Genomic DNA, 23,906 nt, shown 5'->3' with positions numbered 1-23,906 from the left:
CTCAGAGCGCGAGCTCGACCTCCTCGCCCTCGACCTCGCGGACCTCGCCGCCGACCTGGACGCGCCAGGGCCCCGGCGCGTTCCGGGCGACGACGCGCACCGAGGAACCGGTGCGGGTCACGACGAACGTCGTCGGCTCCCCACCGGCCGACGACGGGATCGCGGTCACCGAGCGGTGGCCGTCGGCGAGCTCGAACAGGCGCAGCGTGACCCCGTCGGCCCACGCGTAGTCCGGCCGGTCCTCGCGGGCGCCGACCGGCAGGACGGTGTCCGGGCGGACGTAGACGGGCAGCGACAGGAAGTCGTGCGTCTCGGCGTACCAGCGGGGGCCGGTGACCTGCTCGCCCGTGAGCAGCGAGGTCCACACCCCCTCCGGCACGTACACGTTCACCTGGCCGTCGGCCGTGAACACCGGCGCCACCAGCAGGCTCTCGCCGAGCATGTACTGCGTCGCGACGGTCGCCGCACCGGGGTCGTCGGGGAACTCCAGGACCATCGGGCGCATCACGGGGAGGCCGTGCTCGTGCGCGTCCTCGCCGAGCCGTCCCAGGTAGGGCATGAGGGAGAGCTTGAGCCGGGTGAACAGGCGCGCGACGTCGACGGCCTCCTCGTCGAACGCCCACGGCACCCGGTAGGAGTCCGAGCCGTGCAGCCGGCTGTGCGACGACAGCAGGCCGAACGCCAGCCAGCGCTTGAACACGGCTGCGTCGGGAGTGCCCTCGAAGCCGCCGATGTCGTGGCTCCAGTACCCGAAGCCCGACGACGCGAGCGACAGCCCGCCGCGCAGCGACTCGGCCATCGAGACGAACGTCGACTCGCAGTCGCCGCCCCAGTGCACGGGGAACTGCTGGCCGCCCGCGGTCGCCGACCGTGCAAACAGCACCGCCTCGCCCTCGCCGCGCTCGGCCTCGAGCACCTCGAACACCGCGCGGTTGTAGAGGTGCGTGTAGTAGTTGTGCATCCGCTCGGGGTCGGAGCCGTCGTGCCAGCGCACGTCCGTCGGGATGCGCTCGCCGAAGTCGGTCTTGAACGCGTCGACCCCTTGGACCAGCAGGTGCCGCAGGTGCCCCTGGTACCAGGCGACCGCGTCGGGGTTGGTGAAGTCGACGAGCGCCATGCCCGCCTGCCAGTCGTCGGTCTGCCAGACCGACCCGTCCGCGCGCGTCACCAGGTAGCCGCCGGCGCGACCCTCCTCGAAGAGCCGGGACCGCTGCGCGATGTACGGGTTGATCCAGACGCAGACCTTGAGGTCCTTCTCGTGCAGGCGGGCCAGGAGCCCCTCGGGGTCCGGGAAGGTCGCGGGGTCCCACGTGAAGTCGGTCCAGTGGAACGCGCGCATCCAGAAGCAGTCGAAGTGGAAGACGCTCAGGGGCAGCCCGCGCTCGGCCATCCCGTCGACGAACGACATGACCGTCGCCTCGTCGTACTGCGTGGTGAACGATGTCGAGAGCCACAGGCCATAGGACCAGGCCGGGACCCGCGCCGGGCGGCCGGTGAGCGCGGTGTACCGACGCAGCACCTCCTTGGGCGACGGCCCGTGCACCACGTAGTACTGCAGCGTCTCCCCCGGCACCGAGAACTGCGTGCGCGAGACCGCCTCGGAGCCGACCTCGAACGAGACGTGCCCGGGGTGGTCGACGAACACGCCGTAGCCCGCGTCGGAGAGGTAGAACGGCACGTTCTTGTACGCCTGCTCGGTCGCCGTCCCGCCGTCGGCGTTCCAGATGTCGACGGACTGACCGTTCTTGACGAACGCGCCGAAGCGCTCCCCCAGGCCGTAGACGTGCTCGTCGACGCCCAGACCCAGCTGCTCGTGCACGTACCTCTCGCCGGCGGCGTCGGTCACGACGCCGATGCTGCGCTCGGTCGACGAGGTCAGGACGCGGCCGTCCGCCTCGAAGTCCACGTTCCACGCGCCGTCCGTCGAGACCCGGGCCGTGAGCCCGCCGGACGTCAACGACGCGACCGGACCGTCCGCGACGACCTTGACGTCGGTCTGCGACGACCGAGCCACCGCGAAGGCGGGCCGCGGGGGCACGCCCCCGGTGTGGTGCTCGATCCGCACCCCGATCACGTCGTCCATCGGCGACGTGAACGTCACCGTGACCAGCGGGCGGTTCAGGGTGTCGCCGCGCGAGGTCAGGGGCACGGTGGCGCTGTAGACCGTCAACGTGTCCTCGCCGACGACGACGTCGGCGACGCTGCGCGGACGCAGCACCTGAACGCCTGGGAGGAGCTGCCAGTAGCCGTTGGTGAACTTCATGGGGACGCCTTACTTGACCGCGCCGGCGGTCACGCCGCGCGTCAGGGTTCGCTGGAAGATCAGGAAGAAGAGCACTGCCGGCAGCAGCGAGACGAGGGCGCCGGCGTTCGTCGTCGGCGCGTCCATCATCCGGTCGCCCTGCAGCGACGCGAGCGCGACCGGGATGGTCTGGGTGTCGTTCGTCGTCAGCATCACCAGCGGGATGAAGAACTCGTTCCAGGTCCAGATGAAGAAGAAGATCATCAGGACCGACAGCGTCGGGCGCACGACGGGGAAGACGACCTTCCACAGCACCTGCCACCGGCTCGCGCCGTCCAGGGCCGCGGCCTCGAGCAGCGCCTTGGGGAAGGTGCCGAGCACCGACGCCAGCAGGTAGGTGCCGAACGCCGACTGGATGACGGTGAAGATGATGATCACCGACCACGGCGAGTTCGAGAGCCCGACCTGCTGGGCCATGGTGAACAGCGGGTAGATCAGGGCCTCCTGCGGCAGCATCGTCGCCAGCAGGAACAGCGAGACCACGAGCAGCCGGCCCTTCACGCGACCGACGCCGATCGCGTAGGCGTTGAGCAGGGACAGGAGGGTGCCCAGGATGGCGACCGCGCCCGAGATCCAGATGGAGTTGACCAGCTTCTGCGGGAAGTCGACGCGGTTCCAGAACGTCGTCAGGCCCTTGGTGTAGATCTCGTGCGGAAGGCTCAGCGGGCCGTTCAGCGAGTAGTCGAGCGGCGACTTGAACGCGTTGAGCAGCATGATCAGGAACGGCAGGAGGATCGCGACGGCGACGAGGATCGCGCCGACCAGGACGACCCAGCGGGCCTTGCCGCGGCGGTGCCGGGCACCGCTCGTGAGGACCTCGGTGGCCATCAGCCCACACCTTCCTTGCGCTCGCTTCGCGCCTGCGCGACGAGGATCAGACCTGCGGCGATCACGATGACGAGGGTCAGCACGTTGGCCACCGCCGCCCCGTAGCCGACCTTCGACTTGTCGAAGAAGTTCAGGTACGAGTAGTAGCTCGGCACGAGGGTCGACCCCTCCGGTCCGCCACGGGTGAGCACGTAGATCGGCCCGAACACCTTGAGCGCTGCGACCGTGCAGGTGAGCACGACGACGAATGTCTCGGGCTTGATCTGCGGGATCGTGATCGCGCGGAAGCGGCGCCACCAGCCGGCGCCGTCGAGCTCGGCGGCCTCGTACAGCTCGGGGTCCACGCGCTGCAGGGCGGACATGAAGATGACCACCGGGTAGCCGATCTGCACCCAGACGAGCACGAGCATCACGGTCGGCATGGCGGTCGTCGGCGACCCGAGCCAGTTGGGCGGGTTCTCGAGGCCGAGCGAGCGCAGCACCTCGTTGACCGCGCCCGTCTGCGCGTTGAGGATCCAGTTCCACAGCACACCGGCGACCGCGACCGGGAGGATCTGCGGCAGGTAGTAGCTGGCCCGCAGCACGGAGGCCGAGCGTGACCCGAACTTCTTGCCGAGGTAGTCGAAGAGCACCGACGCGAGCAGCAGCCCGATGACGGTCGGCACGATCACCATCGCGACGATCATCGAGATCGAGTTCCGGAACGACGTCCAGAACTGCTCGTCGTGCAGCAGAGCCTGGTAGTTGTCGAGCCCCACCCAGTGGTGCGGCGCCATCCCGCCCTTCCACTTCTGGAAGCTGTACGCGATGTTCGTCGCGAACGGGATGCCGATGACCACGACGAACGCGATCGCGCCAGGTGCGAGGTAGGGCAGGTAGGCCACCCAGGTCGGGCGCTTCTTCTTGCGGACGTGCGGCGCGGCGTTCTCGGGCGTCTTGTCCGACGAGGTCGCGGGCCGGCTGTCGAGAGCTTCGGTGCTCATGGTCTGTCCTCCGTGGGGCGCCAGGGGCGGGCCGGTGCTCGGCCCGCCCCGGGCGCGTCGGGTCACTCGCCGAGCAGGTCGGCCTTGCCGGACTCGTACGCGTCCTTGAGGCCGTCGAGCACCTCGGCGGGCGTCTTGGACTGGTTGACCAGCGACTGGAGCTGGCTGACGATCACGTCGTAGAAGCCGGCGACGGGCCAGTCCGGGTAGTACGCGAGGCCGTCGTCGGCCAGGATGTCCGCGAAGTTCTGGGTCATCTCGGCCGTCTTGGGGTCGGTGATCGCGCTGGGGTCACCGGCGACCGGCAGGCCACCCTTCTCGCCGAGCACGTTCTGCACCTCGGGGCGCAGCGTGATGTCGATGAAGTCCTCGGCGAGCGTCTTGGAGTCCGCGTTCTGGGGGACCACCCAGATGTTGCCCGACGAGCCCGGGTGCAGCGTGTTCTCCGGGAAGTTCGTCTGGGCCCAGTCGAACTGGATCTCCTCGGCCAGGCGGCCGAACCACCAGGAGCCGGAGACCATGATCGGGTAGGTGCCGTTGATGAACGAGACGCCCATGTCCTCGGCGGTCAGGCCGGCCGCGTCGGACGCGATGTAGCCCTTCTTGACCCACTCGTCGAGCTTCTCGGTGGCCTTGGTCATCGCGTCGCCGTGCCAGTCGACGTCGTTCTTGAACAGCTGGTAGTCGTCGACGAGCGCGCGGTCCCCGTAGTGCAGGACGAGCTCGTACCAGAGCTGACCGAGCGGGTACTCGGCTCCGGCCTCGGCGAGCGGCGTGACGCCGTTCTCCTTGAAGGTCGCCAGGGCTGCCTCGAAGCCGTCGAACGTCGTCGGCACCTCGATGCCGTACTGCGCGAACAGGTCCTTGTTGAGGTAGACGCCGACGAACTCGCCGTAGTTCGGCACGCCGTACCAGTCGCCCGAACCCATGAGGCCGTTCTCGTCGTACATGGCCGTCGTCGCGAGCGAGCCGGAGAGCGTCTTGTCCCAGCCCTTCTCCTTCGCCACGTCGGTGAGCGGCGTCAGCAGACCCTGCGACGCGAGCTGGCCCGCGGTGGCGTTGCCCTTGTTGTACTCCATGACGTCCGGGACGTCGTCGCCGGTAAGCACGATCTTGGCGTTCTTCTGGATCTGCTCGAACGTCTGGTGCTCGAGGTCGACCTTCACGCCGGGGTGCTCCGTCTTGAAGATCTCGATGGCCTTGTCCCAGGCCTGGCCCATGGCCGAGTCCTCGGACTCGTAGTGCCAGACGGTGAGGGTGTCCTCGTCGGAGTCGCCGCCCCCGCTGCCGCCGCTGCTGCTGCAGGCGGTCAGGGCGGTGGTGGTCAGGAGGGCGGCGGTCCCGACGGCCGCCCATCGCCGTGTGCTGTTCCTCATCCGGGTTCTCCTCATCGAGTGGATGTCGACCGGATGGTGTCCGATCGTCGAAGCGCTTCGATAAACTAGCGCGTGATATTTGCGATGTCCAGACCGGACATCCGGGGACTTTGGGTGCACGATTGGCCCTCGACAATCGAAGCGCTTCGCTTCTACGCTCTGACGTGGGGCGATGCCGCTAGGGTTTCTCCCGGCGCCGGTGTGCCCGGCCCCGAGACGAAGGAGGCGGAGCGCCGTGACCACGATCGACGACGTCGCGCGCGCAGCCGGGGTGTCGGTCTCGACGGTCTCCTACGCCCTGTCCGGCAAGCGGCCCATCTCCGCGACGACGCGCGAGCGGATCGAGCGCGCGGTCCAGGAGCTCGGCTACCGGCCGCACGCGGGCGCCCGGGCGCTCGCCTCGCAGCGCACCAACGTGCTCGCCCTCATGGCGCCCCTGCGCGTCGACGTCAACGTCGGCGTCATCATGCAGTTCGTCACCGGCGTGGTCACCCGCGCCCGCGACTTCGAGCACGACGTCCTGCTGCTCACCCAGGACGACCACGCCGGGGTCGAGCGCGTCGCCGCCGGCTCCATGGTCGACGCCGTGATCATGATGGACGTCGAGGCCGAGGACCCCCGGCTGCCGATCCTGCGCCGTCAGCGCCAGCCCGCCGTCCTCATCGGACTTCCCCGCGACGCCGCCGGCCTGTCCTGCGTGGACCTGGACTTCGAGGCCGTCACGCGGACCGCTGTCGACCACCTCGTCGGCCTCGGGCACAGGCGCATCGCGTTCATCGGGTCCCCTCCGGTCGTGCTCGACCGGCACACGACCTACGCGATGCGCACGGTCAGCGGTTTCCGCGCGGAGACCGAGCGCCTGGGCGTCGAGGCCGTCTTCGAGCCGTGCGAGTCGTCGCACGCCGGCGCCAACGCCGCCCTCGACCGCGTGCTCGACCGCCTCCCCGACGTCACCGGGCTCGTCGTGCACAACGAGGTCGCCCTGCCCGCGGTCCTCGCCGGGCTGCGCGAGCGCGGCATCCAGGTCCCGCGCGACATGTCCGTCGTCGCGGTGTGCCCGCGGGACGTCGCGACCGGCCAGACGCAGCAGCTCACCGCCGTCGACATCCCGGCCGCCCGGATCGGCGCGGTCGCCGTCGAGATGGTGATGGCCCGCCTCGACGAGGGTCAGACGCCCGAGACGCGCCTGCTCGCGCCCGAGCTCACCGTCCGCGAGACGACCGCCCCGGCGCTATAGCCAGGCTCCCCCGCGCAGCACGCGCAGCGGCCGCAGGTCGTCGTCTGTCACGACGACGTCCGCCCGTCGACCCGCAGCCAGCGCGCCGAGGTCGCGCCGACCCAGCACGTCCGCCGGCACGGTCGCCGCCGACAGCACCGCGTCCTCGAGCGGCACGCCGGCCGCGACGACGTTCCGGACGAGGTCGATCAGGTGTGCGACGCCCCCGGCGATCGCGCCGCTCTTCGCCAGCCGGGCCACCCCGCCGTCGACGACGACCTCCATCGGCCCGAGCTGGTAGGACCCGTCCGGCATGCCGGCCGCAGCCATCGCGTCCGTGACCAGCGCGATCGACCCCGCGCCGAGCAGGTCGAACACCGACAGGACCGTGGCGTCGGCCAGATGCGTCCCGTCCGCGACCAGCTCGACCACCAGCTCGCCGCGCGCCGCGGCCGCCAGGCACGCGGCGATCGGGCCGGGGTCGCGGTGGTGCAGCGGCCGCATGCCGTTGAAGAGGTGCGTCGCCGTGAGCCGGCGGTTGCTCGTGGCGGCCAGCAGGTCGAAGCCGCGGTCCACCGCCGCCTCCACCTGCTCCGCGGACGCGTCCGTGTGGCCGATCGACGGGACCGCCCCCGCGTCGACGAGCGCCGGCAGGACCTCGTCGGCGACGCCCCGCACCTCCGGGGCGATCGTCATGGTGACGAGGTGGCCACGGGCCGCCTGCGCGATCGCCGTCGTGAGCGCCGCGGAACCGGCGAGCATGTCGGCCGGGTTCTGCGCGCCGCACCGGTCCGCCGACAAGAACGGCCCCTCGAGGTGGATGCCCACGATCTCCCCCGCGTCCGCGAGGTCCGCCAGCAGCGCGGTTCGCTCGAGCAGGACGTCGCGCGGGGCCGTGACCAGCGACGCGACCAGGCTCGTCGTCCCGTGCCGCCGGTGCTCGTCGACCGCGGTCTGCGCGTCGGCTGCGTCTACCGCGTCCGGGAAGCTCGCACCGCCACCACCGTGGCAGTGCAGGTCGACCAGGCCCGGCAGGAGCGTGTCGCCCGTCGGGTCCGGCAGCGACCACGCCGGCGGCAGCCCGTCGGACGGGCCGACCCAGACGATCGTCGCGTCGTCGACCACGACCGCTCCGTCGTCGACGATGCCTCGGGGGGTCACCAGGCGTCCGCGCAGGACGAGGGGCTCGCTCACGGGACCATCCTCGCTCACGCAACACCCTCGAACTGGCGCGGTCGACACCACGACGGCGCCGAGGTCGTGCGTCTGCCTCGAGATCGTGCGTCGGAACCCACGATCTCGAGGCAGACGCACGATCTCGCGGTGCGCGGGCATGCCCCTAGAACAGGCGCGAGCCGCTGTCGTCGACGCCCTTCATGGCGTCGTAGTCCAGCACCAGACAGCCGATGCCGCGGTCGGTGGCGAGCACGCGCGCCTGCGGCTTGATCTCCTGGGCGGCGAACACACCGCGGACGGGGGCGAGGTGGGGGTCGCGGTTGAGCAGCTCGAGATAGCGGGTCAGCTGCTCGACGCCGTCGATGTCGCCCCGGCGCTTGATCTCGACGGCCACGGTGCCGCCGGCGGGGTCCTTGGCCAGGATGTCGACCGGACCGATCGCGGTCGGGTACTCGCGCCGCACCAGCGTGTGGCCGGTGCCCAGCAGGATGATCTGCGCCGCGAGGAGCTCCTGCAGGTGCGCCTCGACGCCGTCCTTCACCAGGCCAGGATCCACGCCGAGGTCGTGCGCGGAGTCGCTCTGGACCTCGTGCAGCTCGATCTCGAGCCGGTCGTCGGACTTCTGGTGCTGCACGGTCCAGACCTGGGTCACGCCACGCGCGGCGGCCTCCTCGGACGGCTCCAGCACCGCGAGCGAGCACGGCGGGCTCATCCAGTTCAGCGGCTTGTACGACCCGCCGTCGGAGTGCAGCAGCACGCTGCCGTCGGCCTTCACGACGAGGAGCCGCGTGGCCAGGGGCAGGTGGGCGTTGAGTCGACCGCTGTAGCGCGCCGAGCAGGAGGCGACGACGAGGCGCACGGGATCCGCTTTCGGGAGGGACTAGGTGACCGAGTTGACGCGCGAGGGCGTCGCCTCGATCCAGGACGTCAGGCCGGTGTAGGCCTCGGCGCTCAGCAGGAGATAGAAGTCGTGGTCGGTCCGGCAGGTCGCGACGACGAGCTGGTCACCGGACGCGCCGTCCGGGTTCTGCCAGCGGCGCTCGACGACGCTCAGGCCGACGCGGTTCCAGCGGATGCGGGGCCGGGGCGCCAGCGACCAGCGGCTCCAGAAGTAGAGCTTGGCGGACCCGTACTGCGCGACGCCGGTGGTCCACGGTCCCTGGGGCGTCTTCGACACCCAGCAGTGGAACGAGCCGACGCGGCGGTCCAGCGTGTGAACCCGGGACAACCAGAGCAGAACGGTCACCACGGCGAGCAGAGCAGCCCCGAGCATCAGCGCGACGACCACCCCGCTCACCGTGGACTGGACCTCAGTGCGCCGTGGTCGTCGCGGGGCGAGAGCCCGACACGGCGTCGTCGACGACGATCGTCAGGTGGTTGGAGTCGAACGAGAGGAACCCGCCCTCGACCTGCCAGCGCTCGGGCTGTGCACCGCGCTCCGGGAACACCCGGACCTCGCCGGGCTGCAGCACGGAGAGCACGGGCTCGTGCCCGGCCAGGATGCCGATCTCGCCCTCGCCGGCCTTCGCCGACACCGGGGGCGCGCCCCCCCCCCCCCCCCCCCCCCGCGGGCGTCTCAGACGCCGTAGTCCTTCTGGATGCGGGCCCAGTTGCGCTCGAGGTCCTCGAGGCCGCCGATGTTGAAGAACGCCTGCTCGGCCATGTGGTCGAACTCGCCGTCGGCGATCTTGCCGAAGGCCTCGACGGTCTCGCTCAGCGGGACCGTCGAACCGACGACACCGGTGAACTTCTCGGCCATGTACGTGTTCTGCGAGAGGAACTGCTGGATGCGGCGGGCACGGGCCACGACCGTCTTGTCCTCCTCCGACAGCTCGTCGACACCGAGGATCGCGATGATGTCCTGGAGCTCCTTGTTGCGCTGCAGGATCGACTTCACGCGGGTCGCGGCGTCGTAGTGCGCCTGGCCGACGTACCGCGGGTCGAGGATCCGGCTGGTGGAGGTCAGCGGGTCGACGGCGGGGTACAGACCGCGGGAGGCGATCTCACGCGAGAGCTCGGTCGTGGCGTCCAGGTGCGCGAACGTCGTGGCCGGGGCCGGGTCGGTGTAGTCGTCGGCGGGCACGTAGATCGCCTGCAGCGAGGTGATCGAGTGGCCACGCGTCGAGGTGATGCGCTCCTGCAGGAGGCCCATCTCGTCGGCGAGGTTCGGCTGGTAGCCGACGGCGGACGGCATGCGGCCGAGCAGCGTCGAGACCTCGGAACCGGCCTGCGTGAACCGGAAGATGTTGTCGATGAAGAGCAGCACGTCCTGCTTCTGCACGTCGCGGAAGTACTCCGCCATCGTCAACGCGGACAGGGCGACGCGCAGACGCGTGCCCGGCGGCTCGTCCATCTGGCCGAAGACGAGCGCCGTCTTGTCGAAGACGCCGGCCTCCTCCATCTCGACGATGAGGTCGTTGCCCTCACGGGTGCGCTCGCCGACACCGGCGAACACCGACACACCACCGTGGTTGAGCGCGACGCGCTGGATCATCTCCTGGATGAGGACCGTCTTGCCGACGCCCGCACCACCGAACAGACCGATCTTCCCGCCGAGCACGTACGGCGTGAGCAGGTCGATGACCTTGATGCCGGTCTCGAACATCTGCGTCTTGCTCTCGAGCTGGTCGAAGGCCGGGGGCGTGCGGTGGATGGGCCAGCGCTCCGTGACCTCGAACTTCTCGCCCTCCTTGAGGTTGAGCACCTCGCCGATGACGTTGAAGACGTGACCCTTGGTGATGTCGCCGACCGGGACGCTGATCGCCTCGCCGGTGTCGCGCACGAGCGCGCCACGGACCAGGCCGTCGGTCGGCTTCAGCGCGATGGCGCGCACGAGCGAGTCACCGAGGTGCTGCGCGACCTCGAGCGTCATCTCGACGCCGCCTTCGGCCTCGCCCTCGCCCTGCGCCGAGAGGTCGATGGTGACCTTGAGCGCGTTGTAGATGTCGGGGATCTGGTCCGACGGGAACTCGATGTCGACGACCGGGCCGATGACCCGGGCGACGCGGCCCACGCCGGGACCGGAGGCGTGCTCGACGGCAGCTTCGGTGGTGGTGGCAGTCATGTTCTTCTCCGGTTGGAAAGGGTTTTCGTGGGATCAGCCGGCGAGCGCGTCGGCGCCCGACACGATCTCGCTGATCTCTTGCGTGATCTCGGCCTGGCGGGCCTGGTTGGCGAGCCGGGTGTACATGCGCACCAGGTCCTCCGCGTTCTCGGTGGCGGTGTGCATCGCACGCTGGCGCGCGGCCAGCTCGGACGCCGCGGCCTGCAGCAGGCAGGTGTAGATGCGGCTGCGCACGTACCGCGGCAGCAGGGCGTCCAGGACGTCCTCCGGCGACGGCTCGAACTCGTACAGCGGCGTGATCTCGTGATCGCCGACCGGCTCGACGCCGTCGACGACCTCGAGGGGCAGCAGCCGGATGACGCGCGGGGTCTGCGTGACCATGTTCTTGAAGTGCGTGAACACGACGTGCAGCTCCGAGACGCCGCCCTGGTCTGCCGGCGCACCGAACGCCGTCAGCAGGGCGTCCGCGATCTCGTCCGCGGTGTCGATCGAGGGAGCGTCCGAGTTGCCGGTCCACTGCCCCGCGAGCTCACGGCTACGGAACGCGTAGTACGAGACGGCGCGGCGGCCGGTCGCGTACACGACCGGCTCCTTGCCCGCCTCGGTGAGCCGGCCGATGAGGCGCTCGGCCTCCCGGATGACGCTCGCCGAGTAGGCGCCGGCCATGCCGCGGTCCGAGGTCACGACGAGCACCGCCACGCGGTTGGTGTCCGTGCGCTCCGTGAGCAGCGGGTGCGACACGTTGGAGTGCGTCGCCACCGCCGAGACCGCCCGGGTCAGCGCGCGCGAGTACGGCGTCGAGGCCGTCACTCGGGCGCGTGCCTTCCCGATGCGCGAGGCAGCGATGAGCTCCATCGCGCGGAAGATCTTCTTCAGCGACTGTGTCGACCGGATCCGCTGCCGGTAGACGCGCTGCTGACCTGCCACGGTCAGCCCTTCTTCTGCCGGACGATCTGCTCCTGCTCGACATCCACCTCGGCGCCGTCGTCGACCGAGCCGACGAGCGTGGAGCCGTCACCCACGAGGAAGCCGTTGCGGAACTCGTCGATCGCCGCGCCGAGGGCCTCCTCCGTCGCGTCGTCCAGCTTGCCGGACGAGGCGATGGTGCCCAGGACGTCGGTGTTGCGACGCAGGTGGTCGAGCAGCTCGCTCTCGAACCGGCGCACGTCGGCCAGCGGGACGTCGTCCAGCTTGCCCTTGGTGCCGGCCCAGATCGACGCGACCTGGTCCTCGACCGGGTACGGCGAGTACTGGGCCTGCTTGAGCAGCTCCATCAGGCGCGCACCACGGGTCAGCTGCGCACGGGACGCGGCGTCGAGGTCCGAGGCGAACATGGCGAACGCCTCGAGCGAGCGGAACTGCGCCAGGTCGAGCTTCAGCGTGCCGGAGACCTGCTTCATCGCCTTGACCTGGGCGGCACCACCGACGCGGGACACCGAGATGCCGACGTCGACGGCGGGGCGCTGGTCGGCGTTGAACAGGTCCGACTGCAGGAAGATCTGGCCGTCGGTGATCGAGATGACGTTGGTCGGGATGTACGCCGAGACGTCGTTGGCCTTGGTCTCGATGACCGGCAGACCCGTCATCGAGCCGGCACCCAGCTCGTCGGAGAGCTTGGCACAACGCTCGAGCAGACGGGAGTGCAGGTAGAAGACGTCACCCGGGTACGCCTCGCGGCCCGGCGGGCGGCGCAGCAGCAGCGACACGGCGCGGTACGCCTCGGCCTGCTTCGACAGGTCGTCGAACACGATGAGGACGTGCTTGCCCTGGTACATCCAGTGCTGGCCGATGGCCGAGCCGGTGTACGGGGCGAGGTACTTGAAGCCGGCCGGGTCGGACGCCGGGGCCGCGACGATCGTCGTGTACTCCAGGGCGCCGGCCTCCTCCAGGGCGCCGCGGACGGCGGCGATGGTGGAGCCCTTCTGACCGATGGCGACGTAGATGCAGCGGACCTGCTTGGTCGCGTCGCCCGTCTCCCAGTTGGCCTTCTGGTTGATGATCGTGTCGATCGCGATCGCCGTCTTGCCGGTCTGGCGGTCGCCGATGATGAGCTGGCGCTGGCCGCGGCCGATCGGGATCATCGCGTCGATGGCCTTGAGGCCGGTCTGCAGCGGCTCGTGCACGCTCTTGCGGTGCATGACGCCGGGGGCCTGCAGCTCGAGCGCGCGGCGACCTTCGGTCACGAGCTCGCCCAGACCGTCGATCGGCTGGCCCAGCGGGTCCACGACGCGGCCGAGGTAGCCGTCGCCGATGGGGACCGAGAGGACCTCGCCCGTGCGGCGGACCTCCTGGCCCTCCTCGATGCCCGTGAACTCACCCAGGACGACGACGCCGATCGTGCGGACGTCGAGGTTGAGCGCGAGGCCGAGCGTGCCGTCCTCGAAGCGGAGCAGCTCGTTCGCCATCGCGCCGGGCAGACCTTCGACCTGCGCGATGCCGTCGGCCGTCAGCGTCACGCGGCCGACCTCTTCGGTCACCACGCCGCTCGGCTCGTAGGACTTCACGAAGCTGTCCAGCGCGGCCCGGATCTCGTCCGGCCGGATCGTCAGCTCAGCCATTGCTCTTCTCCTGTCGTGACCACGCGGTGCGCGGTCGTACGTTCGTTCACGTCGTTCGATGGGCCGGCCTGGGGCCGATACTCAGCTGGCAAGTCGTCGTCGTGCGTCGGCGAGCCGCGCGAGCACGGTCGAGTCGACCACGTCCGCCCCCACCTGGATGCGCAGGCCGCCGAGGATCTCGGGGTCCACGGTCACGTTGAGCTGCAGGTCACGGCCGTAGGCCTGCTGCAGGATCGAGCCGAGTCGGTCCATCTGCGCCTGCGACAGCTCGCTGCCGGAGGTCACGGAGGCCACGAGGCGCTGGCGACGCTCTGCGGCCAGCTCGGCCACGTCGCCGAGCGTGGCGACGAACCGCTTGCCGCGGGGCGAGGCGGTCGCCCGCCGCGCCACCTGCAGCGTCGCGTCGGTCACCTTGCCCTCGAGCAGGTTGTCGACGAGCTTCACGCGGTTCTCGCGCGTGCCCCGCGGGTCGAACAGAGCCGAGCGCACCTCGCGCTGGCCGACGAGCGACCGCGTGATGCGGAACAGCTCGTCCTCGACCCGCTCGAGCTCGTTGCTCGCCTCGGCGGACGCCAGGACGGCGTCGAAGCCGAGCTGCTCGACGGCGTCGGCCAGGTCCTCCTCGGAGGTCCATCGCGCGCTCACCAGGTCGGAGACCGCCGCGACGACACGCTCGTCCAAGCTCGCCAGGACGGAGCGGACCAGGCCCGTCTTCGCGTCCGCGGGCAGCGCGGGGTCGGACAGGGTGCGCCGCAGCGAACCCGAGGAGTCCAGGGCGTCGACGACGGCGAACAGCTGCTCGCCGAGCTCGGCCGCCTGCTTGCCCGCGGCGGTCAGGACCGGCGCGAACCGCTCCTGTGCCGCCGTGAGCGAAGCGAGACTCGTTCCGCGCATCAGTTCTCCTTGGCCGCAGAGGTAGCGGCAGTAGAGGCCTCGAGGTCCGCGAGGAAGCGGTCGACCACGCGCGACTGGCGGGCCGTGTCCTCGAGGGACTCCCCGACGATCTTGGACGCGAGCTCGGTGGCGAGCGCCCCGACGTCGGCGCGCAGCGAGACGGCCGCCTGCTGGCGCTCCGCCTCGATCTGACGCTGAGCCGTCTCGACCGTGCGTGCCGCGTCCGCGGTCGCCTTCGCCTTGATCTCGGCGGAGATCGCGCCACCCTCGACGCGAGCTGCCTCCTTGATGCGGGCTGCCTCGGTGCGTGCGTCGGCGAGCTGCTGCTCGTACTCGGCGCGCAGCGCGGCCGCCTCGGCCTGTGCGACCTCGGCGTGCTGCAGACCGCCCTCGATCTTCTCCGCGCGCTCGTCGAGGATCGCCTGGAACTTCGGCAGCGCGTACTTCATGAACACGAGGAAGATGATGACGACGATGACGAGCGACCAGACGATGTCGTACGTCTCGGGCAGGAGCGGGTTCAGCTCCTCGGTGTCGGTTGTCTCCGCCACGCTCTGCGCGGCAGCGACGAGCGTCGAGGTGATCACTTCAAGAAGAAGGGCGTGGCGATCGCGAGGAGCGCCAGGATCTCGATGAACGCCAGGCCGATGAACATCGTCGAACGGAGCTGGCCGGACATCTCAGGCTGGCGGGCCATGCCCTCGATCGTCTTGCCGAACAGGATGCCGAGGCCGATGCCGGGGCCGATGGCCGCCAGACCGTATCCGACGAGTGCGAGGCCGGTGATTTCCACTGGATCTGGTTCCTTTCATCTGCGCGCCGCTCGGCGCGTCCGTTACGGGGCGACGGTCCGGGATCAGCCCGTCGCTGGGAGTGCGTCGATCAGTGCTCTTCGGAGATCGACATCTGCAGGTAGACGGCGGTGAGGATCGAGAACACGTACGCCTGGAGCAGCGCGACGAAGACCTCGAGCAGGAAGAACGCGAACCCGGCGACGAAGGTCACGGCGCCGAACAGCTTGAGCCCGTTGGAGGCCTCGAAGAACAGGAACGAGGTCGCCGCGAAGCACAGGGCGAGCAGGAGGTGGCCGGCCATCATGTTGGCCAGGAGCCGGATGACGAGGGTTGCCGGGCGCAGCAGGAAGACCTGCAGGAACTCGACGGGCGTCAGCAGGAAGTAGATCGGCCACGGGACGCCGGGCGGGAAGAGGCTGTGCTTGAGGTACCCGCCGACGCCGAACTTCTTGACGCCCTGGCTCAGGTACATGAAGTAGACCCACAGCGCGAAGATGATCGGCAGGCCGATCACCGAGGTCCCCGCGATGTTGAGGAACGGGATCACGCCGGTGATGTTGAAGAAGAAGACGGCGAAGAAGATCGTCGTGATCATCGGGACGTACTTCTTGCCGTCCTTCTCACCGAGGATCTCGAACGCGATCTGCGTCCGGCAGAAGTCGAGCCCCATCTCCAGCGCGCTCTGGAAGCGACCCGGGACGAGCTTCGCGCGACGGGCCCCGATGACGAAGATCACCAGGAACACGATGACGGCGATGAAGCGGACCAGGATGATCCGGTTGATCTCGAACGGCGTGCCCTCGAACCAGATGGCCGGCGGGAAGAAGTCAGCGAGCGAAGGCGGGTGAAAGCCACCGCTGCCGTCATCCGCGGCAAGCGGCAGGATCGTCGCAAGGCTGGACAGGGCGGTCTCCTGGTGGTCGTGTGCTCCGCGCCGGCCGCATCAGTGCGGGCACAGGCACGGCGCCGGGCCGTCGTGGATGGGGTGAAGCCTAACCTATGAAGTTGCTTGGTCCGGACCCGGGCCGGGGCCGCCGGAGGGCTTCTGGACGCCCGTCTGGGCGGGCTGCTCGTCGAAGTAGGTGATGCGTCCGCGCTGCACCGCGCGGGCGTCCAGGATCGCCGAGCCGATGACCCCGACCATGAGGACGACCGCCAGCACCTGGGGGTTGTAGAAGTCCAGGTGGCGGATCGAGGCGAGCACGACGATGACCACGATGATCTTGCCCAGCCAGGCCCCCATGAGCACCGCGAGCATCGTCGTGGGGTTGGAGCGCGAGGTGCGCCAGACCGAGATCACGGTGGTGCCCGAGAAGATCAGCGCGACCAGCACCCCGATGAGCGCGCCCCAGACGCCGGCCATCCCGTCGACGAGGTAGCCGACGACCACGCCGACCACGGTGAGGACGCCGAGGAGCACGAACATGTCGCGCAGGGCCTGACGGAAGACCCGGTCGGCGGCTGAAGGGAGCGCGGGCGGGCTGGGTGTCGTGGGCACGGTCACGGCGTGGGCTCCAGGTGCGGGGTGGCCGCCCGGCCGCGCAGCGGTCCGAGCGTGAGGATCGTGGCGACGACGACGGCGCCGCCGAACAGCAGCAGGACGGTCGTCGTCGACCACAGGTACAGGGCGGCGACGCCGAACGCGAAGACGGCCGTCCAGACGTACATGATCGCCACCGCGCGACGGTGCGAGTGGCCGAGCTGGAGCAACCGGTGGTGCAGGTGCATGCGGTCGGGGTGGAACGGTGACTTGCCCTTGCCGACGCGGCGGACGATCGCGAGCCCCATGTCGAGCAGCGGGAGCAGCAGCACCGCGAACGGCAGGACCATGGGCAGGAACGCGGGGAACCGCTGCCGCACGAGCACCTGCTCGGTCTGCCCGGTCACCACGATCGCGGCCGCCGAGAACACGAAGCCGAGCAGCATCGCGCCCGAGTCACCCATGAAGATGCGCGCCGGGTAGAGGTTGTGCGGGAGGAAGCCGACGCAGGCACCCACCAGCACGATGAGGACCAGGGCTGCCAGGCTGGCGTTGGCGTAGGTGGTGCCGGAGTTGACGTCGCGCGTCAGCAGGTACGCGTACAGGAAGAACGCCGTCCCCCCGATCGCCAGCACCCCGGCGGCCAGCCCGTCGAGTCCGTCGACGAAGTTCACCGCGTTCATGGCGATGACGACCGTCAGGACCGTGAGGAACGTCCACATCGCCTGCGACCCGACGAGCTGCTGCCCGCCCATCGGGAGCTGGTAGATCAGCACGCCCTGCCACACCAGGAATCCGGCGGCGAGCACCTGACCCATGAGCTTGGTGAGCCAGTCCAGGTCCCAGATGTCGTCGGCCACCCCGAGCGCGCAGACCATGGCCGCGCCGCCAACGATGCCGATGAGCGGCCGCGGGTTGGCGTACACGCTCTCCAGGAACGGCAGCCGGCTGGCCATGACGACTGCGACGAGGATGCCCGCGAACATCGCCATGCCGCCCAGCCGCGGCGTCGGGATCGCGTGCACGTCCCTCTCGCGGACCGCGGTGATGGCGCCCCAGCGGAGCGCGAACCAGCGGGCCAGGGGCGTGGTCAGGTAGGCGACCGTGGCCGCGATGAACATGACGAGCAGGTAGACCCTCACGAAGCGGGCTCCTCCACGTCCGCGATCTCCCGCAGCTGCTCGAGGCTGATCGCGCCCGCGCGGACGAGGCGCAGCGTCTCCCCCGTCGCGTCGACGATGGTCGAGGCCACCTGGCCGGGCGCGTCGCCGGCGTCGAGGTAGACCGACACCGCGTCGCCGAGCTGCTCGTACGCGCCCTCGGCGCTGACGGCGGCCGGGTTGCCCGTCGTGTTCGCGCTGGAGACGGCCAGCGGGCCCGTCCGCCTGAGCAGCGCGAGCGCCGTGGGGTGGTCCGGCACGCGCAGCGCGACCGTGCCGTGCGTCTCGCCGAGGTCCCAGGCGAGCGACGGCTGCGCGTGCACGATGAGCGTGAGCCCGCCCGGCCAGAACTGCGTCGCCAGGGCGCGCGCGCCCACGGGCACATTGATCGCGAGGCCGTCGAGCGTGGCCACGTCCGCGATGAGGACCGGCGGCGGCATGTGCCGGCCACGGCCCTTGGCGTCCAGGAGCGCCTGCACCGCGGGCGGCGTGAAGGCGTCGGCACCGATCCCGTAGACCGTGTCGGTGGGCAGGACGATCAGGCCGCCGCGCGAGACCACGTTGACCGCCTCGTCGATCGCGGGCCCCCAGGTCGCGGGGTCGCTCGCCGACGTGATGCGCTGGTTCACGGCGCCGAGTCTGTCACGAGAGGGTGAGAGTTCCGGCGCGCGACCAGCATCCGGGGGCGTCCCGTGAGGTCGTCGCGCGACTCGATCTGCTCGAACGCGCCCGTGGCAAGCGCGTCCGCGCGGGCCGCCGCGTCCTGGACCTCGGCGTGCTCCATGACGAGCAGACCGCCGGTCCTGAGCAGCCGGGCGGCGGCCCGCAGGACCGCTCGCGGGACCTCGAGGCCGTCCAGCCCGCCGCCGTAGAGCGCGAGGTCGGGGTCGTGGTCGCGGACCTCGGGCTCCACCGGCTCGGCGTCGGGCGGGATGTACGGCGGATTGGCGACGAGGACGTCGACGGTTCCGTCCAGGCTCCGCAGCAGCGTCGGGTCGGCGACGTCGCCATGCACGACCGTCAGGTTCGTCGCGCCGTTGCGGACAGCGTTCTTCCTGGTCAGGGCGACGGCCTCGGGCGAGAGGTCGACCGCGACGACGGTCGCGCCCGGCACCTCCGTCGCGACCGAGATGGCGATGCCGCCCGCGCCGCAGCAGAGGTCGACGACGAGCGGGGCCGCCAGGCGCGCGGCGTCGTCGATCGCGACCTGCGCCACGACCTCGGTCTCCGGGCGCGGTACGAAGACGCCGGGCTCGACACCGAGGGTCAGGTAGCGGAAGCCCGTCGAGCCGACCAGGTGCTGCAGGGGCTCGCGCTGCCGACGGCGCTCGACCAGGCCGGCGTACGTCTGGGCGAAACCGTCCGGGACGGGTGGCGCGACGACGAGCTCGAGGCGTTCGATGCCGAGGACGTGCGCGGCCAGCGCGGTGGCGTCGTGGCGGGGGGACGGGACGCCCGCCTCGTCGAGAAGGCGGGTCGCGCCCTCGACGAGGTCACGCATGGACGGCGTGCTCACGCGTCCCCCGCCGCCGCCAGACGCGCTGCCTCGTCGGCGTCGATCGCCGACTGCACCACGGGGGCGAGGTCGCCGCCGAGGACGGCATCGAGGTTGTACGCCTTGTACCCGGTGCGGTGGTCGGCGATCCGGTTCTCCGGGAAGTTGTACGTGCGGATGCGCTCCGAGCGGTCGACCGTGCGGACCTGGCTCCGACGAGCCTCGCTCGCGGCGGCCGCGGCCTCCTCCTGGCGGGCGGCCAGGATGCGGGCGCGCAGCACGCGCATGCCCTGCTCGCGGTTCTGCAGCTGCGACTTCTCGTTCTGCATCGAGACGACGATGCCGGTCGGCAGGTGCGTGATGCGGACCGCCGAGTCGGTGGTGTTGACCGACTGCCCGCCCGGGCCGGAAGACCGGTACACGTCGATGCGCAGGTCGTTCGGGTCGATCTCGACCTCGGCCTCGTCCTCCACCTCGGGGAACACGAGCACGCCGGCGGCCGACGTGTGGATGCGGCCCTGGCTCTCCGTCACTGGCACGCGCTGGACGCGGTGGACGCCGCCCTCGTACTTCAGGTGCGCCCAGACGCCGTCCTCCGGCAGAGGCGTCCCGCGGGACTTGATGGCGAGCTGCGCGTCCTTGTAGCCGCCGAGGTCCGAGTCCGTGGCGCCGAGCAGCTGCGTCGCCCAGCCCATCTTCTCGGCGTACCGCTGGTACATCCGCAGCAGGTCGGCGGCGAACAGCGCCGACTCCTCGCCGCCCTCCCCCGCCTTGACCTCGAGGATCACGTCGCGGGCGTCGTCGGGATCGCGCGGGATGAGGACCTCGCGCAGACGAGCGGCGGCGGCCGTCGCGGCCTGCTCCAGCCCGGGGAGCTCGGCGGCGAAGCCCTCGTCGACCTCCGCCAGCTCGCGGGCGGCCTCGGCGTCGTCGCTCGCGGCCTTCCACGCGGTGTACGCCTGCGCGACCTGACCCAGCTCGGCGTACCGGCGGCCCAGCTTGCGCGCGTTCGCGGCGTCGGCGTGGACGGCGGGGTCCGCCAGCTGCGCCTCGATCTGCGCGTGCTCGGCGAGCAGCGGCTCGGCGGCGGCGAATGCCTCGCTCATGGTGCTGGTGTCCTCTGGCTGATGGTTCTCCGACAACGACGCAGCGCCGGTGCCCGCGCGAACACTGCCATGGAGGGCAGTCGTCCGCGCCGGGCACCGGCGCTGCGGGGTTGCTAGTTGGCGGCCTTCTTGCCGTAGCGCGCCTCGAACCGGGCCACACGGCCGCCGGTGTCGAGGATCTTCTGCTTGCCCGTGTAGAACGGGTGGCAGGCGTTGCACACGTCGGCGTGGATCTTGCCGCTGGTCACCGTGGACTTCGTGGTGAACGTGTTGCCGCAGGTACAGGTGACCTCGGTGGTCACGTACTCAGGGTGGATGTCAGCCTTCATCAGTCAAATCTCCTCGCTGGGGTGTCTCCGGGTCCCGCACGCGATCGCGCGCAGGTGAACCGCAGACCAACAGAGCATTGTGCCAGAACAGCGGACCACCCGGAAATCATCCCGACAGCAGCGGGACATGACGCTGATCACTCGCCGAGCCGCGGGGCGGGGTCGCCGCCCGGGGTCCGTCGCCGGGGTTGGCAGGGGGAGGTGGCCCGTGGGGCCGTCAGAACTGTTGGGCGTCCAGGCGGGCCTTCTCGGCCTCGATGTCGAACTCGGCGCGCGGCCATCCGAGGTGCAGGCCCTCGACGGCGTTGCGCAGCAGGCGCCCGACCGCCAGCCGGGCGTACCACTTGTTGTCCGCGGGGACCGCGTACCAGGGCGCGACGTCGGTGCTCGTGCGGTCGAGGACCGCCTGGTAGGCCTCCTGGTAGAGCGGCCACTTGGCGCGCTCGTCGACGTCGCCGGGGTTGTACTTCCAGTACTTGTCGGGGCGCTCCAGCCGCTCGCGCAGGCGCGCCTTCTGCTCGGCCGGCGAGACCAGGAGCGCGACCTTGACGATGACGGTGCCGGCCTCGGTGACCTCGCGCTCGAAGGCGTTGATCTCGTCGTACCGCGGCTCCCAGACCTCCGGCGGGACCAGCTCGTTCACGCGGACCACCAGCACGTCCTCGTAGTGCGACCGGTCGAACACGCCGATGCGGCCGCCCGCCGGCAGCGCCTCGCGGATCCGCTGGAGGTAGTGCTGCTTGCGCTCCTTGTCCGTCGGGACGCCGAACGACTTCAGCTGGACACCCTGCGGGTCGACGAGGCCGAGGACGTGCCGGACGATCCCGCCCTTGCCCGCGGTGTCCATGCCCTGCAGGACCAGCAGGACCGAGCGGGTGCCGCCGGCGCGACCGTGCGCGAACAGCCGCTCCTGCGCGTCGCTGAGGTGCTCGCCGTCCGAGTCGAGCCGCTTGAGCGCCGCCGACTCGCCGTGCTCCCAGCCGGGCGTCGCCGCCAGGTCCGCGGTCGCCAGGTCGAAGCCCGGCACCACCCGCAGGGCCTCCTCGGGCGGTGTGGTCCACGACTTCGCCATCGATGCCTCCAGGTACGCGACGGTGCGACCTCTGCACGCTAGCGGCCTGTCGACGCCCCCGCCGTCCGTGACCGCCCGGACGCACGAAGGCCCCGCGCGCCCCACGGGGCGCGGGGGGCCTTCGTCGGCGGGCGAGGTGCTACTCGCCGCCGGGGGTGGTCTTCTGGACCTGAAGGAGGAACTCGACGTTCGACTTGGTCTCGCGCAGCTTGCCGATCAGCAGCTCGATGGCCTGGGTCTGGTCGAGGGCGCCCATCACGCGACGCAGCTTGTAGATGATCTTCAGCTCGTCGTTCGCCATGAGGATCTCCTCGCGGCGCGTGCCGGACGCGTTGACGTCCACCGCCGGGAAGATGCGCTTGTCGGCGAGGCCGCGGGAGAGCCGGAGCTCCATGTTCCCGGTGCCCTTGAACTCCTCGAAGATGACCTCGTCCATCTTGGAGCCGGTCTCGACGAGCGCCGAGGCGAGGATCGTGAGCGAGCCACCGTTCTCGATGTTGCGCGCGGCACCGAAGAAGCGCTTGGGCGGGTAGAGCGCCGAGGCGTCGACACCACCGGACAGGATGCGCCCGGACGCCGGGGCGGCCAGGTTGTAGGCCCGCGACAGACGCGTCAGCGAGTCGAGGAGCACCACGACGTCCTGGCCCAGCTCGACCAGCCGCTTCGCGCGCTCGATGGCGAGCTCGGCGACGATCGTGTGGTCGGAGGCGGGGCGGTCGAAGGTCGAGGCGATGACCTCGCCCTTGACCGTGCGCTCCATGTCCGTGACCTCTTCGGGGCGCTCGTCGACGAGCACGACCATGAGGTGGACCTCGGGGTTGTTGGTCGTGATCGCGTTGGCGATCTGCTGCATGATGATCGTCTTGCCCGCCTTGGGGGGCGCGACGATGAGGCCGCGCTGGCCCTTGCCGATGGGCGCGACGATGTCGATCACGCGGGCGGAGAGCTTCGTCTGCTCGGTCTCCAGGCGCAGGCGCTCCTGCGGGTAGAGCGGCGTCAGCTTGCTGAACTCGGGGCGGTTCTTGGCCGCGTCCGGCTCGGCGCCGTTGATCGAGTCGAGGCGGACCAGCGCGTTGAACTTGCTGGGCCGGTTGCCCTGCGGCGGCTGCTGCTGCTCGCCCTCGCGGGGCTGTCGGATCGCGCCGGTGACGGCGTCGCCGCGGCGCAGGCCGTAGCGCTTGACCTGGTTGAGCGAGACGTACACGTCCGCGGCGCTGGGCAGGTAGCCCGTCGTGCGCACGAACGCGTAGCTGTCCATCAGGTCGAGGATGCCGGCGACGGGAAGCAGGACGTCGTCGTCGCTGACCTCGATGTCGTCGAGACCGGCGAGCTCGCCCGGGCCCGGACGGCGCGTGCCGCGGCCCTTGCGGTCACGGTCGCGGTCGCGGTACCGGTCGCGCGAGCGCCGACGACGACCGCCGCGCTCCTCGCCGTCCTCGCCGTCCTGGAACTCGCGACGCGGCTGCGTGCCCTGCTGGGCCCCCTGCTGCGTGCCGCCCTGCTGACGGTTCTGCTGGGCGCCCTGCTGACGCTCCTGCTGCGGCTGGCCGTTCTGCTGGCCGTTGGACTGCTGGCGGTCCTGCTGCGGCTGGCCGCCCTGCGCAGCGGCGTCCTCGCCGCCCTGCGGGGCACCGGCGCCACGGCCCGAGCGGCGCGAACGGCGCTCCCCCGTGACGGTGCCGACGGCGTCGGCCGCGCGGGCCGCCCGGTCGTCGACCGGCGCGAGCTTGGCGTCCAGCGCGGCCTCGAGGCCGGCCAGCGCGTCACCCTTCGGCGCGTCGTTGCGCGGGGCACGCTCGGTCTGCACCGGGACGTCGAGCTCGAGCTGCGCGGCCTTGGTGCGCGGCGCGCGAGCGGCCCGGGCGGGCGGCTCGGCGACGACCGTGCTCGCGCTGCTCTCCGAGCGGCGCGGCTCCAGTGCCTGGGGGCGCGAGCCCCCGCGTGCGTCCGAGATGGCCTGGACGAGGTCGCCCTTGCGCATCTTGGAGGTGCCCTTGACGCCCAGCTCGGACGCCATCGCCTGCAGCTCGGGCAGGCGGAGCGCCGAGATGGCGCCGCGGGCGGACCCGCCGG

At 70.7% G+C, this 23,906-nt stretch carries 24 protein-coding genes; 1 reads left to right on the top strand and 23 read right to left on the bottom strand.

What is annotated here, in order from left to right:
* Position 1: 1 nt before the first annotated feature.
* The 4 genes from yicI to AC1DUE_RS13815 form a co-directional block, all read right to left on the bottom strand.
* Complete coding sequence (yicI, locus tag AC1DUE_RS13830; protein ID WP_477040005.1) at positions 2-2,263, bottom strand: alpha-xylosidase; 2,262 nt, start codon at positions 2,261-2,263, stop codon at positions 2-4.
* Between the two features lie 9 nt (positions 2,264-2,272).
* Positions 2,273-3,130, bottom strand: a complete 858-nt coding sequence (locus AC1DUE_RS13825; RefSeq protein ID WP_477040004.1) for a carbohydrate ABC transporter permease — start codon at positions 3,128-3,130, stop codon at positions 2,273-2,275.
* Positions 3,130-4,113 carry a carbohydrate ABC transporter permease gene (locus AC1DUE_RS13820; protein WP_477040003.1) on the bottom strand — a complete coding sequence of 328 codons (984 nt, stop codon included), beginning with the start codon at positions 4,111-4,113 and terminating at the stop codon, positions 3,130-3,132. Before AC1DUE_RS13820 ends, AC1DUE_RS13825 begins: the two co-directional genes overlap by 1 nt.
* A gap of 62 nt (positions 4,114-4,175) precedes the next feature.
* Positions 4,176-5,489: an ABC transporter substrate-binding protein gene (locus tag AC1DUE_RS13815; RefSeq protein WP_477040002.1), complete on the bottom strand. Its 1,314-nt coding sequence runs from the start codon at positions 5,487-5,489 to the stop codon at positions 4,176-4,178.
* Positions 5,490-5,724: 235 nt separating this feature from the next.
* Between AC1DUE_RS13815 and AC1DUE_RS13810 the strand changes: the two genes are divergently transcribed.
* A complete protein-coding gene (locus AC1DUE_RS13810) occupies positions 5,725-6,726 on the top strand; it encodes a LacI family DNA-binding transcriptional regulator (protein WP_477040001.1) in 1,002 nt (333 codons plus the stop codon).
* Here AC1DUE_RS13810 and AC1DUE_RS13805 read toward each other — a convergent pair.
* The 19 genes from AC1DUE_RS13805 to rho form a co-directional block, all read right to left on the bottom strand.
* Positions 6,721-7,899 carry an N-acetylglucosamine-6-phosphate deacetylase gene (locus AC1DUE_RS13805; RefSeq protein WP_477040000.1) on the bottom strand — a complete coding sequence of 393 codons (1,179 nt, stop codon included), beginning with the start codon at positions 7,897-7,899 and terminating at the stop codon, positions 6,721-6,723. The two genes, AC1DUE_RS13810 and AC1DUE_RS13805, sit on opposite strands and share 6 nt — an antisense overlap.
* 145 nt (positions 7,900-8,044) lie before the next feature.
* Entirely contained in the window at positions 8,045-8,740 is a 696-nt protein-coding gene (gene nucS, locus AC1DUE_RS13800) for an endonuclease NucS (protein ID WP_477039999.1), read from the bottom strand.
* 21 nt (positions 8,741-8,761) lie between these two features.
* A complete protein-coding gene (locus AC1DUE_RS13795; RefSeq protein ID WP_477039998.1) occupies positions 8,762-9,178 on the bottom strand; it encodes a DUF2550 family protein in 417 nt (138 codons plus the stop codon).
* A gap of 13 nt (positions 9,179-9,191) precedes the next feature.
* On the bottom strand, positions 9,192-9,416 hold the full coding sequence (locus tag AC1DUE_RS13790; RefSeq protein WP_477039997.1) for a F0F1 ATP synthase subunit delta/epsilon: 225 nt from the start codon (positions 9,414-9,416) through the stop codon (positions 9,192-9,194).
* Positions 9,417-9,457: 41 nt separating this feature from the next.
* On the bottom strand, positions 9,458-10,945 hold the full coding sequence (gene atpD, locus AC1DUE_RS13785) for a F0F1 ATP synthase subunit beta (RefSeq protein ID WP_477039996.1): 1,488 nt from the start codon (positions 10,943-10,945) through the stop codon (positions 9,458-9,460).
* Positions 10,946-10,978: 33 nt separating this feature from the next.
* Positions 10,979-11,872 (bottom strand): F0F1 ATP synthase subunit gamma, encoded by an 894-nt coding sequence (locus tag AC1DUE_RS13780; protein ID WP_477039995.1) that lies wholly within the window; start codon positions 11,870-11,872, stop codon positions 10,979-10,981.
* Positions 11,873-11,874: 2 nt separating this feature from the next.
* Entirely contained in the window at positions 11,875-13,503 is a 1,629-nt protein-coding gene (gene atpA, locus AC1DUE_RS13775) for a F0F1 ATP synthase subunit alpha (RefSeq protein WP_477039994.1), read from the bottom strand.
* Positions 13,504-13,584: 81 nt separating this feature from the next.
* A complete protein-coding gene (locus AC1DUE_RS13770) occupies positions 13,585-14,397 on the bottom strand; it encodes a F0F1 ATP synthase subunit delta (protein ID WP_477039993.1) in 813 nt (270 codons plus the stop codon).
* Complete coding sequence (locus AC1DUE_RS13765; protein ID WP_477040020.1) at positions 14,397-14,981, bottom strand: F0F1 ATP synthase subunit B; 585 nt, start codon at positions 14,979-14,981, stop codon at positions 14,397-14,399. The genes AC1DUE_RS13770 and AC1DUE_RS13765 overlap by 1 nt, the downstream gene beginning before the upstream one ends.
* A complete protein-coding gene (gene atpE, locus AC1DUE_RS13760; protein WP_370504580.1) occupies positions 14,981-15,190 on the bottom strand; it encodes an ATP synthase F0 subunit C in 210 nt (69 codons plus the stop codon). Before atpE ends, AC1DUE_RS13765 begins: the two co-directional genes overlap by 1 nt.
* A gap of 89 nt (positions 15,191-15,279) precedes the next feature.
* A complete protein-coding gene (gene atpB / locus AC1DUE_RS13755) occupies positions 15,280-15,948 on the bottom strand; it encodes a F0F1 ATP synthase subunit A (protein ID WP_477040019.1) in 669 nt (222 codons plus the stop codon).
* Between the two features lie 240 nt (positions 15,949-16,188).
* On the bottom strand, positions 16,189-16,689 hold the full coding sequence (locus tag AC1DUE_RS13750) for a hypothetical protein (protein WP_477039992.1): 501 nt from the start codon (positions 16,687-16,689) through the stop codon (positions 16,189-16,191).
* Between the two features lie 2 nt (positions 16,690-16,691).
* The gene (locus AC1DUE_RS13745) at positions 16,692-17,813 is read right to left on the bottom strand and encodes a glycosyltransferase family 4 protein (RefSeq protein WP_477039991.1); all 1,122 of its coding nucleotides are present in this window, start codon (positions 17,811-17,813) and stop codon (positions 16,692-16,694) included.
* Complete coding sequence (locus AC1DUE_RS13740; protein WP_477039990.1) at positions 17,810-18,460, bottom strand: L-threonylcarbamoyladenylate synthase; 651 nt, start codon at positions 18,458-18,460, stop codon at positions 17,810-17,812. The genes AC1DUE_RS13745 and AC1DUE_RS13740 overlap by 4 nt, the downstream gene beginning before the upstream one ends.
* Positions 18,457-19,332, bottom strand: a complete 876-nt coding sequence (prmC, locus tag AC1DUE_RS13735; RefSeq protein WP_477040018.1) for a peptide chain release factor N(5)-glutamine methyltransferase — start codon at positions 19,330-19,332, stop codon at positions 18,457-18,459. Before prmC ends, AC1DUE_RS13740 begins: the two co-directional genes overlap by 4 nt.
* Before the next feature lie 11 nt (positions 19,333-19,343).
* Positions 19,344-20,432 (bottom strand): peptide chain release factor 1, encoded by a 1,089-nt coding sequence (gene prfA / locus AC1DUE_RS13730; protein WP_477039989.1) that lies wholly within the window; start codon positions 20,430-20,432, stop codon positions 19,344-19,346.
* Between the two features lie 113 nt (positions 20,433-20,545).
* On the bottom strand, positions 20,546-20,761 hold the full coding sequence (gene rpmE / locus AC1DUE_RS13725; RefSeq protein ID WP_028051036.1) for a 50S ribosomal protein L31: 216 nt from the start codon (positions 20,759-20,761) through the stop codon (positions 20,546-20,548).
* Between the two features lie 217 nt (positions 20,762-20,978).
* Positions 20,979-21,833 (bottom strand): PPK2 family polyphosphate kinase, encoded by an 855-nt coding sequence (locus tag AC1DUE_RS13720; RefSeq protein WP_477039988.1) that lies wholly within the window; start codon positions 21,831-21,833, stop codon positions 20,979-20,981.
* A 139-nt stretch (positions 21,834-21,972) separates the two neighbouring features.
* Complete coding sequence (rho, locus tag AC1DUE_RS13715) at positions 21,973-23,850, bottom strand: transcription termination factor Rho (RefSeq protein ID WP_477040017.1); 1,878 nt, start codon at positions 23,848-23,850, stop codon at positions 21,973-21,975.
* Positions 23,851-23,906: the final 56 nt, after the last annotated feature.

Source organism: Cellulomonas sp. P4_A2 (genome assembly GCF_056402515.1).
The sequence above is the reverse complement of the archived record's forward strand: the minus strand, read 5'-3'. Positions and strand labels throughout refer to the sequence as shown.

What these genes read in the sequence shown, in the direction of transcription:
- yicI (WP_477040005.1), bottom strand. Translation starts at nt 2,263, where the DNA reads ATGAAGTTCACCAACGGCTACTGGCAGCTCCTCCCAGGCGTTCAGGTG.
- AC1DUE_RS13825 (WP_477040004.1), bottom strand. Translation starts at nt 3,130, where the DNA reads ATGGCCACCGAGGTCCTCACGAGCGGTGCCCGGCACCGCCGCGGCAAG.
- AC1DUE_RS13820 (WP_477040003.1), bottom strand. Translation starts at nt 4,113, where the DNA reads ATGAGCACCGAAGCTCTCGACAGCCGGCCCGCGACCTCGTCGGACAAG.
- AC1DUE_RS13815 (WP_477040002.1), bottom strand. Translation starts at nt 5,489, where the DNA reads ATGAGGAACAGCACACGGCGATGGGCGGCCGTCGGGACCGCCGCCCTC.
- atpD (WP_477039996.1), bottom strand. Translation starts at nt 10,945, where the DNA reads ATGACTGCCACCACCACCGAAGCTGCCGTCGAGCACGCCTCCGGTCCC.
- atpA (WP_477039994.1), bottom strand. Translation starts at nt 13,503, where the DNA reads ATGGCTGAGCTGACGATCCGGCCGGACGAGATCCGGGCCGCGCTGGAC.
- AC1DUE_RS13770 (WP_477039993.1), bottom strand. Translation starts at nt 14,397, where the DNA reads ATGCGCGGAACGAGTCTCGCTTCGCTCACGGCGGCACAGGAGCGGTTC.
- prmC (WP_477040018.1), bottom strand. Translation starts at nt 19,332, where the DNA reads ATGCGTGACCTCGTCGAGGGCGCGACCCGCCTTCTCGACGAGGCGGGC.
- prfA (WP_477039989.1), bottom strand. Translation starts at nt 20,432, where the DNA reads ATGAGCGAGGCATTCGCCGCCGCCGAGCCGCTGCTCGCCGAGCACGCG.
- rpmE (WP_028051036.1), bottom strand. Translation starts at nt 20,761, where the DNA reads ATGAAGGCTGACATCCACCCTGAGTACGTGACCACCGAGGTCACCTGT.
- AC1DUE_RS13720 (WP_477039988.1), bottom strand. Translation starts at nt 21,833, where the DNA reads ATGGCGAAGTCGTGGACCACACCGCCCGAGGAGGCCCTGCGGGTGGTG.
- rho (WP_477040017.1), bottom strand. Translation starts at nt 23,850, where the DNA reads ATGGCGTCCGAGCTGGGCGTCAAGGGCACCTCCAAGATGCGCAAGGGC.